The organism is Streptomyces sp. NPDC087787, assembly GCF_044743035.1.
GTDB lineage: Bacteria > Actinomycetota > Actinomycetes > Streptomycetales > Streptomycetaceae > Streptomyces.
The window spans coordinates 62,365-77,805 of sequence record NZ_JBIUVQ010000021.1 but is presented as its reverse complement, the minus strand read 5'-3'; the positions used below and the strand labels follow the sequence as shown (position 1 = coordinate 77,805).

The 15,441-nt window shown below is 70.0% G+C and carries 12 protein-coding genes; 7 read left to right on the top strand and 5 right to left on the bottom strand.

All coding sequences use genetic code 11. The features are described from left to right. The first annotated feature begins 82 nt into the window (after positions 1-82). The 5 genes from ACIOWN_RS28585 (at position 83) to ACIOWN_RS28565 (ending at position 6,634) form a co-directional block, all read left to right on the top strand. Positions 83-877, top strand: coding sequence for a methyltransferase domain-containing protein (locus tag ACIOWN_RS28585; RefSeq protein WP_362346212.1), 795 nt, complete (start codon positions 83-85; stop codon positions 875-877). 689 nt (positions 878-1,566) lie between these two features. Beyond that, entirely contained in the window at positions 1,567-2,340 is a 774-nt protein-coding gene (locus ACIOWN_RS28580) for an isoprenyl transferase (RefSeq protein WP_362346210.1), read from the top strand. Between the two features lie 340 nt (positions 2,341-2,680). After that, on the top strand, positions 2,681-4,006 hold the full coding sequence (locus ACIOWN_RS28575) for a PhoH family protein (protein WP_362346209.1): 1,326 nt from the start codon (positions 2,681-2,683) through the stop codon (positions 4,004-4,006). A 402-nt stretch (positions 4,007-4,408) separates the two neighbouring features. Further along, positions 4,409-5,122, top strand: coding sequence for a transglycosylase SLT domain-containing protein (locus ACIOWN_RS28570; protein WP_362346207.1), 714 nt, complete (start codon positions 4,409-4,411; stop codon positions 5,120-5,122). A gap of 132 nt (positions 5,123-5,254) precedes the next feature. Beyond that, positions 5,255-6,634: an AI-2E family transporter gene (locus ACIOWN_RS28565; protein ID WP_362346205.1), complete on the top strand. Its 1,380-nt coding sequence runs from the start codon at positions 5,255-5,257 to the stop codon at positions 6,632-6,634. Positions 6,635-6,691: 57 nt separating this feature from the next. On the opposite strand, the gene ACIOWN_RS28560 is transcribed toward ACIOWN_RS28565, so the two are convergent. Beyond that, positions 6,692-7,225: an alkyl hydroperoxide reductase gene (locus tag ACIOWN_RS28560; protein ID WP_100571946.1), complete on the bottom strand. Its 534-nt coding sequence runs from the start codon at positions 7,223-7,225 to the stop codon at positions 6,692-6,694. Between the two features lie 4 nt (positions 7,226-7,229). Further along, positions 7,230-7,784, bottom strand: a complete 555-nt coding sequence (locus ACIOWN_RS28555; protein ID WP_225075362.1) for a peroxiredoxin — start codon at positions 7,782-7,784, stop codon at positions 7,230-7,232. 133 nt (positions 7,785-7,917) lie between these two features. Between ACIOWN_RS28555 and ACIOWN_RS28550 the strand changes: the two genes are divergently transcribed. Further along, positions 7,918-8,877 (top strand): LysR substrate-binding domain-containing protein, encoded by a 960-nt coding sequence (locus tag ACIOWN_RS28550; protein WP_362346203.1) that lies wholly within the window; start codon positions 7,918-7,920, stop codon positions 8,875-8,877. A gap of 55 nt (positions 8,878-8,932) precedes the next feature. On the opposite strand, the gene ACIOWN_RS28545 is transcribed toward ACIOWN_RS28550, so the two are convergent. From ACIOWN_RS28545 to ACIOWN_RS28535, 3 genes are all read right to left on the bottom strand, one after another. Next, positions 8,933-11,239, bottom strand: coding sequence for an FtsX-like permease family protein (locus ACIOWN_RS28545; RefSeq protein WP_362346201.1), 2,307 nt, complete (start codon positions 11,237-11,239; stop codon positions 8,933-8,935). A 68-nt stretch (positions 11,240-11,307) separates the two neighbouring features. After that, complete coding sequence (locus ACIOWN_RS28540; protein WP_362346199.1) at positions 11,308-11,997, bottom strand: ABC transporter ATP-binding protein; 690 nt, start codon at positions 11,995-11,997, stop codon at positions 11,308-11,310. Next, positions 11,994-12,518, bottom strand: a complete 525-nt coding sequence (locus ACIOWN_RS28535) for a PadR family transcriptional regulator (protein WP_362346197.1) — start codon at positions 12,516-12,518, stop codon at positions 11,994-11,996. Before ACIOWN_RS28535 ends, ACIOWN_RS28540 begins: the two co-directional genes overlap by 4 nt. 379 nt (positions 12,519-12,897) lie before the next feature. On the opposite strand from ACIOWN_RS28535, the gene ACIOWN_RS28530 reads away from it, so the two are divergent. Beyond that, the gene (locus ACIOWN_RS28530; RefSeq protein WP_362346195.1) at positions 12,898-15,240 is read left to right on the top strand and encodes a transglycosylase domain-containing protein; all 2,343 of its coding nucleotides are present in this window, start codon (positions 12,898-12,900) and stop codon (positions 15,238-15,240) included. The last annotated feature ends 201 nt before the right edge of the window (positions 15,241-15,441 follow it).

Here is a 15,441-nt window from a genome sequence, read left to right as displayed (position 1 = left end):
GGCTGTCCTTCGGCCAGGTGCGGACGGGCCCGGCCCGTAATGGGGAGGCGGCGGACGACCGTGTTCCGGCAGGATCACCCGCATGGCAGACCATCCGCACCGTTCCGGCCGTTCCTTCGAGGACCTCGTCGCCGAGGGTGCCGCCGTTCCCACCGAGGGCTGGGACTTCTCCTGGTTCGCGGGCCGGGCCACGGAACAGCGGCCCTCCTGGGGGTACGCCGTCTCGATGGCCGCCCGGCTGGCCGGGGCCCGCGCCGTGCTCGACGTGCAGACCGGCGGTGGGGAGGTCCTCGACTTCGCGCTCGGGCGGGCCGCGGCCACGCCCGCGCTGCTCGCCGCCACCGAGGGCTGGCCGCCGAACGTGGCCGGGGCGACCGCACTGCTCCGCCCGCGTGGCGTCGTGGTCGTCGACTCGCCGGAGGACGCGCCGCTGCCGTTCGCCGACGCGGCCTTCGACCTCGTCGTCAGCCGGCACCCCGTACGCCCCCACTGGGGCGAGATCGCACGCGTCCTCGAGCCCGGCGGGACCTACTTCGCGCAGCACGTCGGACCCGGCAGCGTCTTCGAACTCGTCGAGTACTTCCTCGGCCCCCGACCGGAGGAGTCGCGCGAGGGCCGCCACCCCGACCACGAGCGCGCCGACGCGCGGGCGGCCGGTCTTGAGGTCGTCGACCTGCGCGCCGAACGGCTCCGCGTGGAGTTCCACGACATCGGCGCCGTCGTGCACTTCCTGCGCAAAGTCGTCTGGATGGTCCCCGGGTTCACGGTCGAGGCGTACGAGCCCCGGTTGCGGGCTCTGCACGAACGGATCGAGTCGCGCGGACCGTTCGTGGCGCACAGCACACGTCACCTCTTCGAGGCCCGCAGGGCGGGGTGAACGCGTGACCGGGGTGCCTGTTTTCACATCGTTACCGCCTGCCCCTCGCGTCACCCTTTCAGCGCACGTAAAGTTCAGACCAAGGGAATTCGCGTGAGCAAAGTCGCGCGGTCGGTGCCGCGTGGTGGAGGGGACTGCGTGGCGTGCGACCCCTGATGGCGGTATCCGCCCGGCCCGGGGGGTCGGTGCGGGGCGGTGCCGCCGGCGTCAAGCGGGCGTTCGCGGGCGGGTCGCCCCTGGGAGGGATTCGGGGCAACACGCCGTGCGACCCCCAAAGGGCGGAGCTTCTTCGCTTCTCATCGGAGCCTGCCCTTTTGTCGTCGATTCCGTCGAGATCCGGTCATGATCAGGGGCGGAATGACGGATTCCAAGGTTCCCGCACGCTCTCCATGCGTCGCCGCGTGACTTCGGAGAGTAGTTTTGTCGCGTCTGGGCACACAGCAGCCCTTACGAAGGGTTATGGTGGAAACCCCCCCTCGGGCCGGTCCGTCTCCCCCCCACGGACCGGCCCGTTTTCTTTGCCCACCGCATCCGACCCACCAGGGCGCGCACAGCGCCCTGTTGAGGGACGCTGGGATCGCCGGGGGTAGGCTTCGCCCCCGGGGACCGCCATACGGACCAGGCCGCCGCACGGACAGGGAACGCCCCCGGCCGCGCCTGTCCGTCCATACGGAGGGGCTGACGAACACGTGAACCTGCGCGACAAGCTGCGTGGCCTGCTGGTCAGGCTGTACGCACGCCGGGTGGAGGGCCGCCTGGACCCCGCTCAGGTGCCCAAGCACATCGGCGTCATCATGGACGGCAACCGGCGCTGGGCGAAGGCCGCCGGTTCGACCACCGCCCAGGGCCACCGGGCCGGCGCGGACAAGATCGAGGAGTTCCTCGGCTGGTGCAGCGAGACGGACGTCGGGGTCGTCACGCTCTGGCTGCTCTCCACGGACAACTTCGACCGGCCCCAGGAAGAGCTCGTCCCGCTCCTCGGCATCATCGAGGACGTCGTGCGCACCCTGGCCTCCGACGGCCGCTGGCGCGTCCACCACGTCGGCACCATGGACCTGCTGCCTCCGGTCATGCAGGCCACCCTCAAGGAGGCCGAGGAGGCCACCGCCCACGTCGACGGGATAGTCGTCAACGTCGCCATCGGCTACGGCGGCCGGCAGGAGATCGCCGACGCCGTGCGCTCCATGCTCCTCGACGCCCAGGACCGGGGCACCTCCATGGAGGACCTCGCCGAGTCCGTCGACGTCGAGATGATCGGCCGCCACCTGTACACCAAGGCCCAGCCCGACCCGGACCTGGTCATCCGCACCAGCGGGGAGCAGCGGCTGTCCGGATTCATGCTCTGGCAGACGGCCCACTCCGAGTACTACTTCTGCGAGGTCTTCTGGCCGGCCTTCCGCAAGGTCGACTTCCTGCGCGCGCTGCGCGACTACGCGGCCCGCCACCGCCGCTACGGCGGCTGAGGACACACCTCTCCGGTCACCCGGGTGCCCCCTCTTCACGAGGAGTTCATTCGTGCGTCGTTCCGCTTATTTGCATGGCGGCGCATCTTCGAGGGCATAAGGCAAACAGGTCGACACCCGAACCACGGGTGTCGGATCTCAGCGGGCGGCTCGGGGCCGTCCGCCCGGGAGGCCCTTTGTACGAGCCCGACCGTCTGGTCACAGCACGGACGAAGACCTGGAGGGCCGGTTCACGGCCCGTCGTGTGCGGGGGCCGTCGGCCGGCCGGCTTGTTCCCGCCCGCCCAGCCGGGCCTCCACCTCGTCGCTCCCCGACCTCATCCGAGGGGGTACGTCCTTCCGTGGTGACCAGCACAAAGCGCCACAAGCCAGACCGGCGCACCTACGTCCTCGACACCAGCGTCCTGCTGGCGGACCCGAACGCCCTGACCCGTTTCGACGAGCACGAGGTCGTGCTCCCCATCGTCGTGGTCACGGAACTGGAGGCCAAGCGGCACCATCCCGAACTCGGCTACTTCGCCCGGCAGGCCCTGCGCCTGCTGGACGACTACCGGGTCCGGCACGGCCGCCTCGACGCCCCCATCCCGATCGGGGACCTCGGCGGAACGATCCGGGTCGAGCTCAACCACTCGGACCCCAGCGTGCTGCCCACCGGCTACCGCCTGGGGGACAACGACTCCCGCATCCTCGCGGTCGCCCGCAATCTCCAGGCGGAGGGCTACGACGTCACCGTCGTCTCTAAGGACCTGCCGCTGCGGATCAAGGCGTCCTCCGTGGGCCTGCTGGCCGAGGAGTACCGCGCGGAACTCGCCATCACCGACTCCTCCGGCTGGACCGGGATGTCCGAACTCACCCTGCCGGGTGAACAGGTGGACGTTCTCTTCGAGGAGGGGCACCTCCACGTACCGGAGGCGGCCGGACTGCCCGTGCACACCGGACTGACGATCCAGTCCGAGCGGGGCAGGGCCCTGGGCCGCGTCACGCCCGAGGGCGGGGTGCGCCTGGTGCGCGGCGACCGGGAGGCGTTCGGCATCAAGGGGCGCAGCGCGGAGCAGCGGATCGCCCTGGACCTGCTGCTCGACCCGGACGTCGGGATCGTGTCGATGGGCGGCCGGGCCGGTACCGGCAAGTCGGCGCTGGCGCTGTGCGCGGGTCTGGAGGCGGTCCTGGAGCGCCGTCAGCACCAGAAGGTGATGGTCTTCCGTCCGCTGTACGCCGTCGGCGGCCAGGAGCTCGGCTATCTGCCGGGCACCGAGGCGGAGAAGATGAACCCCTGGGCGCAGGCGGTCTTCGACACGCTGTCGGCGGTCACGTCCCGGGACGTCATCGAGGAGGTCACCGCGCGCGGGATGCTGGAGGTGCTGCCGCTCACCCACATCCGCGGCCGCTCGCTGCACGACGCGTTCGTGATCGTGGACGAGGCGCAGTCGCTGGAGCGGAACGTGCTGCTGACCGTTCTGTCCCGGATCGGGGCCAATTCGCGGGTGGTTCTGACCCATGACGTGGCGCAGCGGGACAATCTGCGGGTCGGCCGCTACGACGGTGTCGTCGCCGTCGTGGAGAAGCTGAAGGGTCATCCGCTCTTCGCGCACGTGACGCTGACCCGGTCCGAGAGGTCCCAGATCGCGGCCCTTGTGACCGAAATGCTGGAGGACGGGCACATCTGATCCGATTCGCCCACTCCGAAGGGGTGGTGCGGGAGTTGGCGCCGTCCGGCAAAGGCCTGAGCCTAGCCGGGCGGCGTCCGCGTTCGCGGGAGTTCGGGGAAATCCCCTGAGCCGAACGAGGTGTGAGCTTTCACACGCAACTCGGAATTGCCCTGCGGCGTTGGATTACGGCAGAGTCTCACTCCTGTCAGGCCCCGCATACGACACATCTGTACCCCCAGCGGTATGGGACACCTGAAACAACACGCTTTCAACTCCATAGCGTCGTCGTATGCCGCCCGAGCACCACGCGGCGCTCCCCTCGCGGGAGTTGCCCACCGGGCCCGCGCCTCCCGTGACCCCGCAGTTGGGAGGCCAGTGCCAGGGGCACGATTGCGTCCGCCAGGGTCACCGAAGCGGGCGATGCTGGAAGGAAACCGTGTGAGCCGGATCTCGGTCCGGGGATTCGCAGTGGCCTCCGCCACCGCGGTCACCGCTGTCGGAAGCGTCGTCGGCGTTGCCACGGGCAGCACCGCGCAGAACAACGACGCCGAGGCGATGGCAGCCGACGCGACGCTTCTCGCGGACATACCCGTAGGCCAGCAGGCCCAGGTGCAGACCGCCTCGCTGGCGCAGCAGGCCGACGCCCAGGCCATCGCCGCGGACGCGAGCGCCAAGAAGGAGGCCGAGCAGGCCGCCCGCAAGGCCGCCGCCCAGACGGCGATCGCCAAGAAGGCGGAGGCGGAGAAGGCCGAGAAGGAAGCCAAGGAGCGTGAGGAGCTCAAGGCGGCGGCCAGCCGTGCCGCGAGCCGCGACGCCTCCAGCTTCCCGGTGCAGAGCTCGTACACGGTCGCGCAGATCCAGGCGATGGCGAGTTCCATGGTGCCCGCCGGCCAGTTCCAGTGCTTCAGCAACATCGTGAACCACGAGTCGAGCTGGAACTACCGGGCGGTCAACCCCTCCTCCGGCGCGTACGGCCTGTTCCAGGCACTGCCCGGCTCCAAGATGTCCTCCGTGGGCGCCGACTGGCAGACCAACCCGGCCACCCAGATCAAGTGGGGCCTCAGCTACATGAACGGCCGCTACGGCAGCCCCTGCGACGCGTGGAACTTCTGGCAGGCCAACCACTGGTACTGAGCCGGATCTCCGCCGCACTCAACCTCCGCGCAGCCCCTCCCCGTCCTAGGGGGAGGGGCTGTTGCCCTGTACGGTCGGACCGGACGACTCCAGGGGGGAGTGGTGGGGGCAGACGGGGGAAGAGGACGGATCATGTCGCGAGTGCCAGGGTGGCTCGGCAGGCTGGGCGCCGGACTCACCGAGATGGGTGAGCGGTTGGACGAACGCCGGGCCGAGGTGGAGAAGGTCCACGCCGGCCACCCCGACCCCGTGGACGCCACCGACCACGCCCGGCCGGAGCCGGACGTGGGCGTGGATGTGGGCATGGACGTGGACGTCCGGCCCGTGCCGGACACGACGACCGCCGGCGCCGCCCGGCCCGATCCCGCGCAGGCGGTGCCGTGGGGCGTGCGGGTGGCCGCGGAGGCCGGCTGGCGGGTGCTGGTGCTCGCGGGCACCGTGTGGGTGCTGATGCGCGCCATCAGCGCCATCCAGTTGGTGGTGCTGGCGTTCGTGACCGCGCTGCTCATCACGGCGCTGCTCCAGCCGGCGGTGGCCTGGCTGAGGCGGCACGGACTGCCGCGCGGGCCGGCCACCGCGCTCACCGCGATCCTCGGCTTCGTCATCATGGGGCTGATCGGGTGGTTCGTGACCTGGCAGGTCATGGAGAACATCGACACGCTCTCCAACCAGATCCAGGACGGCATCGACCAGCTCCGCAAGTGGCTGCTGGACAGCCCCTTCCATGTCACCGACAAGCAGATCAACCAGATAGCGAAGAACCTGCGGGACGCCGTCGGTGCCAACACCGACCAGATCACCTCGGCCGGCCTCCAGGGCGTGACGGTGATCGTGGAGGCGCTGACCGGGATCCTGCTGACGGTCTTCTCCACACTGTTCCTGCTGTACGACGGCAGGCGCATCTGGGAGTGGACGCTGAAGCTGGTGCCGGCGGCGGCGCGTCCGGGCGTGGCCGGTGCCGGCCCGCGGGCCTGGCGCACACTGACCGCGTACGTGCGCGGCACGGTGATCGTGGCGCTGATCGACGCGATCTTCATCGGCCTCGGGGTCTACTTCCTCAATGTGCCGATGGCGGTGCCGCTGGCCGTCTTCATCTTCCTGTTCGCCTTCATCCCGCTGGTGGGCGCCGTGATGTCGGGCGCGCTGGCGGTGGTCGTGGCCCTGGTCACCCAGGGGGTCTTCACCGCGGTGATGGTCCTGGTGGTGGTGCTGCTGGTGCAGCAGCTCGAGGGCCATGTGCTGCAGCCGTTCATCCTCGGCCGCGCCGTGCGGGTCCACCCGCTGGCGGTGGTCCTCTCGGTCGCCGCGGGCGGGCTGATCGCGGGGATCGGCGGCGCGGTGGTGGCGGTGCCGCTGGTCGCGGTGACGAACACGGTGGTCGGGTATCTGCGGGCCTACGCGCGGGAACAGGAGCGGCGTCAGTCACGGGTGCCCGCGGCGGCTCCCGCGCAGCCGGCCACCGCGGCGTCCGGCTCGGGGAGCCACGATCCGGGCAGTTCCGAACCGAGCTGAAACCGGCGAACCCCGTCCACCCTCAGGGGTGGACGGGGTTCGGCCGTGCGGTGCGCGTTACTGCGCGAGGGCCGCTTCCGCGTCGAGGGTCGTCGCGACGGCCTGGACCACCGCGGCGATCTTGAACGCCTCCTGGACGACCTCGCGCTCCACGCCGGCCTTGCGCAGGACCTGCTCGTGGGAGTCGAGGCACATGCCGCAGCCGTTGATGGCGGAGACGGCGAAGGACCACAGCTCGAAGTCGACCTTGTCGACACCGGGGTTGCCGATGACGTTCATCCGCAGACCGGCCCGCAGGGTGCCGTACTCCTGGTCGGACAGGAGGTGGCGGGTGCGGTAGAAGACGTTGTTCATCGCCATGACGGCCGCCGCGGCCTTCGCCGCGGTGTACGCCTCCGGCGACAGGTTCGCCTTCGCCTCCGGCTCCAGCTCACGCAGGACGATCGGCGAGCGCGAGGCGATCGCCGTCGCCAGCACCGTGCCCCACAGCTGCTGCGCGGGCAGGTCGCTGTTGCCGATGACCGAGCCCAGGTTGAGCTTCAGGTCCTTGGCGTAGTCCGGGACGGCGGACTTCAGGGAGTCCAGGGACATGGGGTCACTCACCCGCCAGCAGCGCGACCGGGTCGAGGGTCTCGTCGCCCTTGGTCCAGTTGCAGGGGCACAGCTCGTCCGTCTGGAGGGCGTCCAGGACCCGCAGGACCTCCTTGGGGTTACGGCCGACCGAGCCCGCCGTCACCATGGAGAACTGGATCTCGTTGTTCTGGTCGACGATGAAGACCGCGCGCTTGGCGAAGCCGTCCTCGCCCTCGATGCCGAGGTCGCGCATCAGCTCGTGCTTGGAGTCCGCCATCATCGGGAACGGCAGGTCACGCAGGTCGTCGTGGTCCTTGCGCCAGGCGTGGTGGACGAACTCGGAGTCGCCGGAGAAGCCGAGGACCTGGGCGTCGCGGTCGGCGAACTCGTCGTTCAGCTTCCCGAAGGCGGCGATCTCGGTGGGGCACACGAAGGTGAAGTCCTTGGGCCAGGCGAAGACGACCTTCCACTTGCCCTCGTAGGTCTTGTGGTCGATCGTCTCGAACTCCTTGCCCTTCTCCAGCGAGACGCAGGCGGTCAGTTCGAACTCGGGGAACTTGTCACCGACAGTGAGCACGCGCTCTCCTTGCAGCGAGGAAACGCCGGTCGTGCTGGCGTTTCCCATGGGTTGGACGATGCTGATGTTGGCACACGGTGCATTGATTACAGAAATAGCTACACTCGGTCGGGTTGATCGGAGGTAGTTATCAGTGACCGTGGGTAATCCCGGAAAGCGCAGGCAGCCTACCCTCTCCCAGTTGCGCGCCTTCGCCGCCGTCGCGGAGCATCTGCACTTCCGGGACGCCGCCGCGGCGATCGGCATGAGCCAGCCGGCCCTCTCCGGGGCCGTCTCCTCACTGGAGGAGGCACTCGGTGTCACGCTGCTGGAGCGTACGACGCGCAAGGTGCTGCTCTCACCGGCCGGAGAGCGGCTCGCCGTCCGGACCAGGGTCGTGCTCGACGAGGTCGGCGCCCTGCTGGAGGAGGCCGAGGCCGTCCGGGCGCCCTTCACCGGCGTCCTGCGGCTCGGTGTCATCCCCACCGTCGCGCCCTATCTGCTGCCCACCGTGCTGCGGCTCGTCCACGACCGCTACCCCGACCTCGACCTCCAGGTTCACGAGGAGCAGACCGCCAGCCTGCTGGACGGACTCGCCGCCGGGCGGCTCGACCTGCTGCTCCTCGCCGTACCTCTCGCCGTGCCCGGCGTCGTCGAACTCCCCCTGTTCGACGAGGACTTCGTCCTGGTGACCCCGCCCGGCCACCGGCTCGGCGGCCGGGCGGGCATACCGCGCGAGGCCCTGAAGGAGCTCAATCTGCTGCTGCTCGACGAGGGGCACTGCCTGCGCGACCAGGCGCTCGACATCTGCCGCGAGGCCGGGCGCGAGAACGCCCCGGTGTCGACGACCGCCGCGGGCCTTTCCACCCTCGTCCAGCTCGTCGCCGGCGGCCTCGGCTGCACCCTGCTGCCCCGCACCGCCCTCACGGTCGAGACCTCCCGCAACAGCCGGCTCCTCACCGGCCGCTTCGCCGACCCCGCCCCCTCCCGCCGCATCGCCCTGGCCATGCGCGGCGGCGCGGCCCGCGCCGCCGAGTACCGGGAACTGGCCGCCGCCCTGCGCGCGGACCTGCGGCTCCTGCCGGTGCGGGTGCTGGACGGCGACCGGGACTGAACCCCCGGGTGCGGGGCTCAGTCCCGGATCACTGCCCCGGATCACTCCCGGGTGATCACTCCGTGCGCAGGCCCTCCGGGCGCATCAGGCGCAGCAGCGGCGGAAGGCTGAGCAGGGTGACCGTGAGGACGACTCCCGCGCCGATGCCGGTCATCGCCAGCACACTCGGCCAGTGCACGGCCACCGTGGTGTTCGTCATCCTCAGCAGCACCGCTCCCAGCGTCATTCCGACCGCCGCGGCCAGCAGCAGGCCGAGCATGACCGGGATCGCCGTCTGCCACAGCACCGACAGGCTCAGCGTGCGCCGCCGGGTGCCGAAGGCGACCAGCGCCGACAGCAGCTTCTTGCGCTCCCGCAACTGCTCCAGCTGCGACACCAGCAGGCTCGCCCCGATCAGCAGCAGCACACAGGTCGCGCCGACGAACAGGCCGGTGCGGATGGAGGCGAACTTCTTCGATTCCTCACTGGCCACCCACACGTACGCGTTCGTCATCGGGTCGATCGCCGCCGCCGTGTTGCGCACGTACTCGCCCATGTCCCGCACCGACTGGTCGACCGTCAGGTAGACCGATCCCCCGGCCACCGCGGCCACCGGCGGGGGCACGGCGGACGGGGTCATCAGCAGGCCGCTGCGCCTTTCTCCCCGCGGGTCCTCGATCGAGCGGGCGGCCTTCAGGGTGTCAGGGACGGTCCACGGGACGTCCGTGTTGTGCCTCACACCCGTGGAGGTGTCGAAGTACAGCTCCCGGCCGGGCTTGGCCAGCTTCGCGGTGTCGGCGTCGAACTCGCTGCCGCTGAGGGCGAAGACGTCCCCGTCACGGCAGGAGGACATGCGCGCCACCTCGCGCAGGGAGGCGCAGTCGCCGATCGTCACCGTGGCCGAGACAAGATCCTCGTCCTCGCTCTTCCAGGGCTTGTCACCGACCGATCCCTGGGACAGCACCGTGGCCTTCCGCACGCCCTTCGTGGCCGAGAACTTCTCGGTGGCCCCGGTGAGCGCGGCGCCCCGCGGCGCGTTCACCTCCATCTGGGCCCGGAAGAGGTCCTTTCCGGTGTCCTTGGTGTAGTCGCCCTGGATCCCGGCGAAGAGCATCTGGAGCGCGATCGCCCCGGCCACCGCGACCGCGATGCCGCTGACCAGCCGTGCCGCCGTACCGCTGCTCAACTGGAGCCGCCTCACCGCCAGTTGCCAGGCCACTCCACCGCCGCCGAGCCGGGCGACGACCGTCTCAACGACCCACGGCAGCAGCGCGGTCACCCCGATCAGCAGCAGGGTCACGCCGCCGATCACCAGGTACTGGTTGAAGTCCCCGTTGCCGCGGCCCTGGCCGAACATCGGGTAGAGCATCCCCAGCCCCACGACCGGGAGCAGCAGCCGCCACCACAGCCTGCGCCGCGGGGGCTTCGCCGTGCGCACCACGCCCAGCGGCTCGATGACCACTCCGCGCAGCGCCAGCAGGGTGACCAGCACCGCCGCGGCCGGCACCGCGACCGCGACCAGCGCGGCCAGCCAGGGGGAGGGGTTGAGGTAGCTGGGGAAGACGCTGATGCCGACGACCTCGACGGACCCGGCGACCTGACGTCCGATCAGGAAGAAGACCGTGCCGAAGACCAGCCCGAGCAACGCGCCCGCCATCGCCTCGCCGGCCGCGATGCGTCGGGTCATCCGGCCGTCGGAGCCGACCAGCCGGAGCGCGGCGAGCCTGCGGTCGCGCTGCTCGCCTCCGAACCGCACCGCCGCGGCGATGAACACGGCGACCGGCATCAGCAGCGCCACGAAGACGACCATCACGAGCAGCAGCAGCACCGGATCCGAGCGCTCCGTCCGCTGCGGACTGCCGAACTCGGTGATCCGGGCCACCTGCCAGCCGTTGATGCGCGGCGCCAGGTTCTCCACGCCCGCGTAGTAGGCCAGTTCGCGGGAGCCGATGAGTCCGCTCTCGGCGATCGTGCCGGTCACGCGGTACGGCAGCCGCTCGCGCAGCAGCCGTCCGGAGCCGGAGTCGAGCAGTTCCCTGAGCGCGGGGGAGACCACCATCTCGCCCGTCTTCGGGTACGCGGCCACTCCCGGGGGGAGCGGCGCCCGCGGCCCCTCGGGCTCCACCAGCCGTCCGCGCACCTCCTTGTCGTGGTACGTCGTGTCGACGTCCGCGATCACCAGGGTGTCGTCGGCCTTCGGCGGGGGGTTCTGGCTGTAGGTGTAGTCCTCGCGGGCCTCGCTCCGCTCGTGCCGTACCGACAGCGCGCTCGGTATCGCGGTCGTGAGCAGCAGCAGTGCCACGCCGAGTCCGACGCCGACCGCCGTGAGCGCGACCCGGAGCCATCCCTCGCGTCCCCCCGTGAACGCGAACCGGGCCCCCATGCTCAGGTCGCGGGCCCTCCCCCAAGCTCTCGACTGCGCTCGAGCAGGGAGGTGCCCCCATCGCGCGCTCATACGACGCGCTCCATGTCCCGGGACTTGCCGTCCCGTACGACGATCTCGCGGTCGGAGTACGCGGCGACCCGTGCTTCGTGGGTGACGAGGACGACCGCCGCGTTGGACGACCGGGCGGCCTCCGTGAGCAGTTCCATGACGCGCTCGCCGTTGAGCGAGTCCAGCGCGCCGGTCGGCTCGTCGGCGAACAGGACGCGCGGGTCGGTGACCAGGGCCCGGGCCACCGCGACGCGCTGGCCCTGGCCGCCGGAGACCTCGCCGGGGCGCTTCTTGCGCAGGTCGTCGACCTCCAGGCGCTCCATCCAGGCGAGCGCCGTCCGCTCGGCCGCCTTGCGGGAGATGCCGTTCAGCCGGAGCGGCAGGGCCACGTTCTCCACGCAGGTCAGCTCGGGCACCAGCTGGCCGAACTGGAAGACGAAGCCGAACTCCGAGCGCCTGAGCGCACTGCGCTGGGCGTCGTTCATGGCCGACAGCTCACGGCCGTCGTAGGTGATCGAACCGGAGTCGGGGGTGACGATCCCGGCGAGGCAGTGCAGCAGCGTGGACTTGCCGGAGCCGGAAGGGCCCATCACGGCGACGACCTCGCCGGCGTGGATGGAGAACCCGGCGCCGTCCAGGGCGGTGGTCGGGCCGTAGGCCTTGTGCAGATTCTCGGCGGTCAGCAGGGAGCCGGGGGGAGGGGTCATCGGGCCACCGCCTCACGGAGCTTGTCGAGACGGGCCGCGGTCAGCTCCAGCCAGCGCAGGTCGGCCTCGAGGTGGAACAGGGCGTGGTCGCAGATGAGCTGGTCGGCGAGATCCCCGTCGCGCTTGCGCTCGGTCAGGATCCGCATGCTGCGCAGGTGCTCGGCGCGCTGGGTGTCGAGGACGTCGGCGGCGTCGCGGTGGGTGAGCAGCGCCAGCACGACCTTGGTGTAGAGCGTCGACTGCAGGTACGGCTCCGGCTTCTCCGGAGTGGCGAGCCACTGCTCGACGTCGGTGACGCCGGCCTCGGTGATCGCGTACCGCTTGCGCTCGGGGCCGTCGCCCGCCTCGATCCCGTCGACCTCGACGAGTCCGTTCTTCAGCAGGCGGGACATCGTCGAGTAGACCTGGCCGTAGTGCAGCGGCCGGTCGTGACCGAACTTCTCGTCGAAGGCCCGCTTCAGGTCGTAACCGTGACGCGGGCCGGACTCAAGGAGCCCCAGGAGGGTGTGACCGATGGACATGCCGAGGACTGTACACAGTGTGTATACGCGGCATGTATACACCGCGTGTCCACGGCGTGACGGAAGGGACGATCGCGCAGGTGGGAGGCGTTTGTCACGGTTCTGCTACGAGGCACTCGGCCGCGGCGGCGCAAGCGGGCGCTGCCGCGGCTGGACCGCCGGCCACGGCCACCGTCCGTGCGGGTGGCAACACTTCATCGTTCGATGGCAACCCTCGGCGCTCCTTGAACGTCGGTTCCAGTGGGACAGGTGCTGATTGTCACGTCCGTAATGGGGCGGATCAGCGGGCCTTTGTCATAGGCGGCGGTGTTAGTTTTCTGAGCTGACCTGGACCACGCACCTGAGTGACAGCCGAGACGGAAGCGGAGCGTACGGACCCATGGGACGAGCGGAAGAGAGACGAGAGCGACAGCGCGGTGGCCGCCGCGCGGCGCCCCAGCGCTCGTCCGGGACACCGGCGACCGGCACAGGACCCGAGGGCGGCGGCAGGGCCGCGGCACGCAGGGCCGCCAGGCCGGCCAAGGGCAAGGGCGGCATACGCCGCCTGTTCACCTGGAAGAAGATCCTCGGCGCCTTCCTCGGCGTCTGCCTGCTGGGCATAGGTTCCTTCATCGTGCTGTACCTGGTGGTGGACGTACCGGAGGGCAACCCCGACGCGCAGCTCCAGAGCAATGTCTACAAGTACAGCGACGGCTCGGTCCTGGCCCGTACCGGCGAGGTCAACCGCGAGATGGTGGACCTGTCCAAGGTGCCCATGGCCGTCCAGCACTGCTTCGTCGCGGCCGAGAACAAGACCTTCTACAGCGACAACGGCGTCGACCTGAGGGGCACCGCCCGCGGTCTGCTCAACACGCTGAGCGGCAAGGGCGCGCAGGGCGGGTCGACGATCACCCAGCAGTACGTCAAGAACTTCTACCTCAACCAGGACCAGACCGTCACGCGCAAGCTGAAGGAACTGGTCATCTCGCTGAAGGTGGACCAGCGGATGTCGAAGGAGGACATCCTCGCCGGGTACATCAACACCAGCTACTACGGCCGGGGCGCCTACGGCATCCAGGCCGCCGCACAGGCCTACTACCGCGTCGACGCCAAGAACCTCAGCGTCCAGCAGGGGGCCTACCTCGCCGCCCTGATGCAGGCACCGAGCCAGTACGACTGGGCCGTCGCGAGCGACACCGGCAAGCGGCTCGCGCAGCAGCGCTGGAACTACGTGCTGGACAACATGGTCAAGCAGGACTGGCTGAACGCCGGCAAGCGGCAGGCCATGAAGTTCCCCGTCCCCAAGGAGCCCCGGCCCGCTCCCGGACGGGACGGCCAGAAGGGCTACCTGATCGCGCTGGCCAACCAGCAGCTCGAACAGCAGCTGATGAAGGACCAGGACCTGACCCAGGCCCAGGCGGAACGATTGGTCGAAGGCCAGGGCTGGAACATCACCCTGAACATCGACAAGAAGAAGCAGGCCGCGCTGGAGGCGGCGGTCAAGGACCAGCTCACCAGCAAGCTCGACCCGAAGAAGCGGCCGGTGGACAAGCACGTCCAGGCCGGCGCCGTCTCCGTCGACCCGAAGACCGGCCACGTCGTCGCCCTGTACGGCGGCGAGGACTACTTGAAGCACTACTTCAGCAACGCGACCCGGCGGGACTACCAGCCGGCCTCCACCTTCAAGCCGGTCATCCTGGCCGCGGCGCTGGACGAGGACTCCAGGACCCAGGACGGCCGGCCGATCACGGCGAACACCGTCTACGACGGCACCAGCGGCCGCCAGGTCGTGGACCACGGCACCAAGGTCGGGTTCGGCCCGCCCAACGAGGACGACCAGAACTACGGGAACATCACGGTCCAGAGGGCCATGAACCAGTCCGTCAACTCCGTCTTCGCGCAGATGGGCGTCGACGTGGGCATGGACAACGTGATGGACGTCGCCCGCAAGCTCGGCATGGACACCAAGGGCATGCAGTCGGTACCGGCCCAGACGCTGGGCTCCATGGGCGCCAGCCCGCTGGAGATGGCCGGGATCTACGCCACCCTCGACAACCACGGCAGGAAGGTCACCCCGATCATCGTCAAGTCGGCCGAGCAGAAGGACCGTACGGTCAAGATGGCCGACCCGATCGGCGAGCAGGTCATCAGCCGCGAGGCCGCCGACACGGTCACCTCCGTGCTGACCGGCGTGGTCGACGACGGTACGGCCAAGACGTCGGTGCGGGACAATCCGCGGCGCAACGGCCAGCAGGTCGCGGGCAAGACGGGTACGTCCGACAAGAACAAGTCGGCCTGGTTCACCGGCTACACCCCCGGTCTGGTCACCTCGGTCGGCCTGTTCGGCGAGGACGTGTCCAAGAACGGCCAGCACGTTCCGCTGTACGAGGCACTCGGCGAGCCGCGCGTCAACGGCGGTGGGCCCCCCGCGAGGATCTGGGCCGCGTACACCTTCGACGTGATGGGCGATGTCACCAAGTTCGACCTGGAGACCAAGCAGGGTGCCGCCGTGGAGCCGTCCACGTCCCCGTCGGTCACCGAGTCGCCGAGCGAGACCCCGTCCGAGACGCCCACCACCACCGCGCCGACGGTGTCCGAGTCGCCCAGCGACACACCCAGCGAGACGCCGTCGCAGACGCCGAGCCAGACACCGTCGCAGTCGCCGAGCGACACGTCCGCGAGCAGAGAGCCGACGGACGGCCTCAGCGACAACCCGCTCCTTCCCAACGCCAACGATCAGTGAGCGGCATGCGGTGATCACCGCGAGGTGAGCGGTACGAAGGGGCGCCCGGTCCAGGCCGGGCGCCCCTTGCCGTTCGTTGCTCCCCGGCGAGCGGGGCAGGCTTCGTCATGCGCAGGAACTTGGCTCGATCCGATGCACGGGGCCGCATTTCCCTTCCGGAAAGCGGCCCCGGATCATCGCGGTGTTCGCCGCTGGTTCCGG

Coding starts and splice junctions, on each gene's coding strand:
- ACIOWN_RS28585 (WP_362346212.1), top strand. CDS start 83: ATGGCAGACCATCCGCACCGTTCCGGCCGTTCCTTCGAGGACCTCGTC.
- ACIOWN_RS28570 (WP_362346207.1), top strand. CDS start 4,409: ATGCTGGAAGGAAACCGTGTGAGCCGGATCTCGGTCCGGGGATTCGCA.
- ACIOWN_RS28565 (WP_362346205.1), top strand. CDS start 5,255: ATGTCGCGAGTGCCAGGGTGGCTCGGCAGGCTGGGCGCCGGACTCACC.
- ACIOWN_RS28560 (WP_100571946.1), bottom strand. CDS start 7,225: ATGTCCCTGGACTCCCTGAAGTCCGCCGTCCCGGACTACGCCAAGGAC.
- ACIOWN_RS28545 (WP_362346201.1), bottom strand. CDS start 11,239: ATGGGGGCCCGGTTCGCGTTCACGGGGGGACGCGAGGGATGGCTCCGG.
- ACIOWN_RS28540 (WP_362346199.1), bottom strand. CDS start 11,997: ATGACCCCTCCCCCCGGCTCCCTGCTGACCGCCGAGAATCTGCACAAG.
- ACIOWN_RS28535 (WP_362346197.1), bottom strand. CDS start 12,518: ATGTCCATCGGTCACACCCTCCTGGGGCTCCTTGAGTCCGGCCCGCGT.
- ACIOWN_RS28530 (WP_362346195.1), top strand. CDS start 12,898: ATGGGACGAGCGGAAGAGAGACGAGAGCGACAGCGCGGTGGCCGCCGC.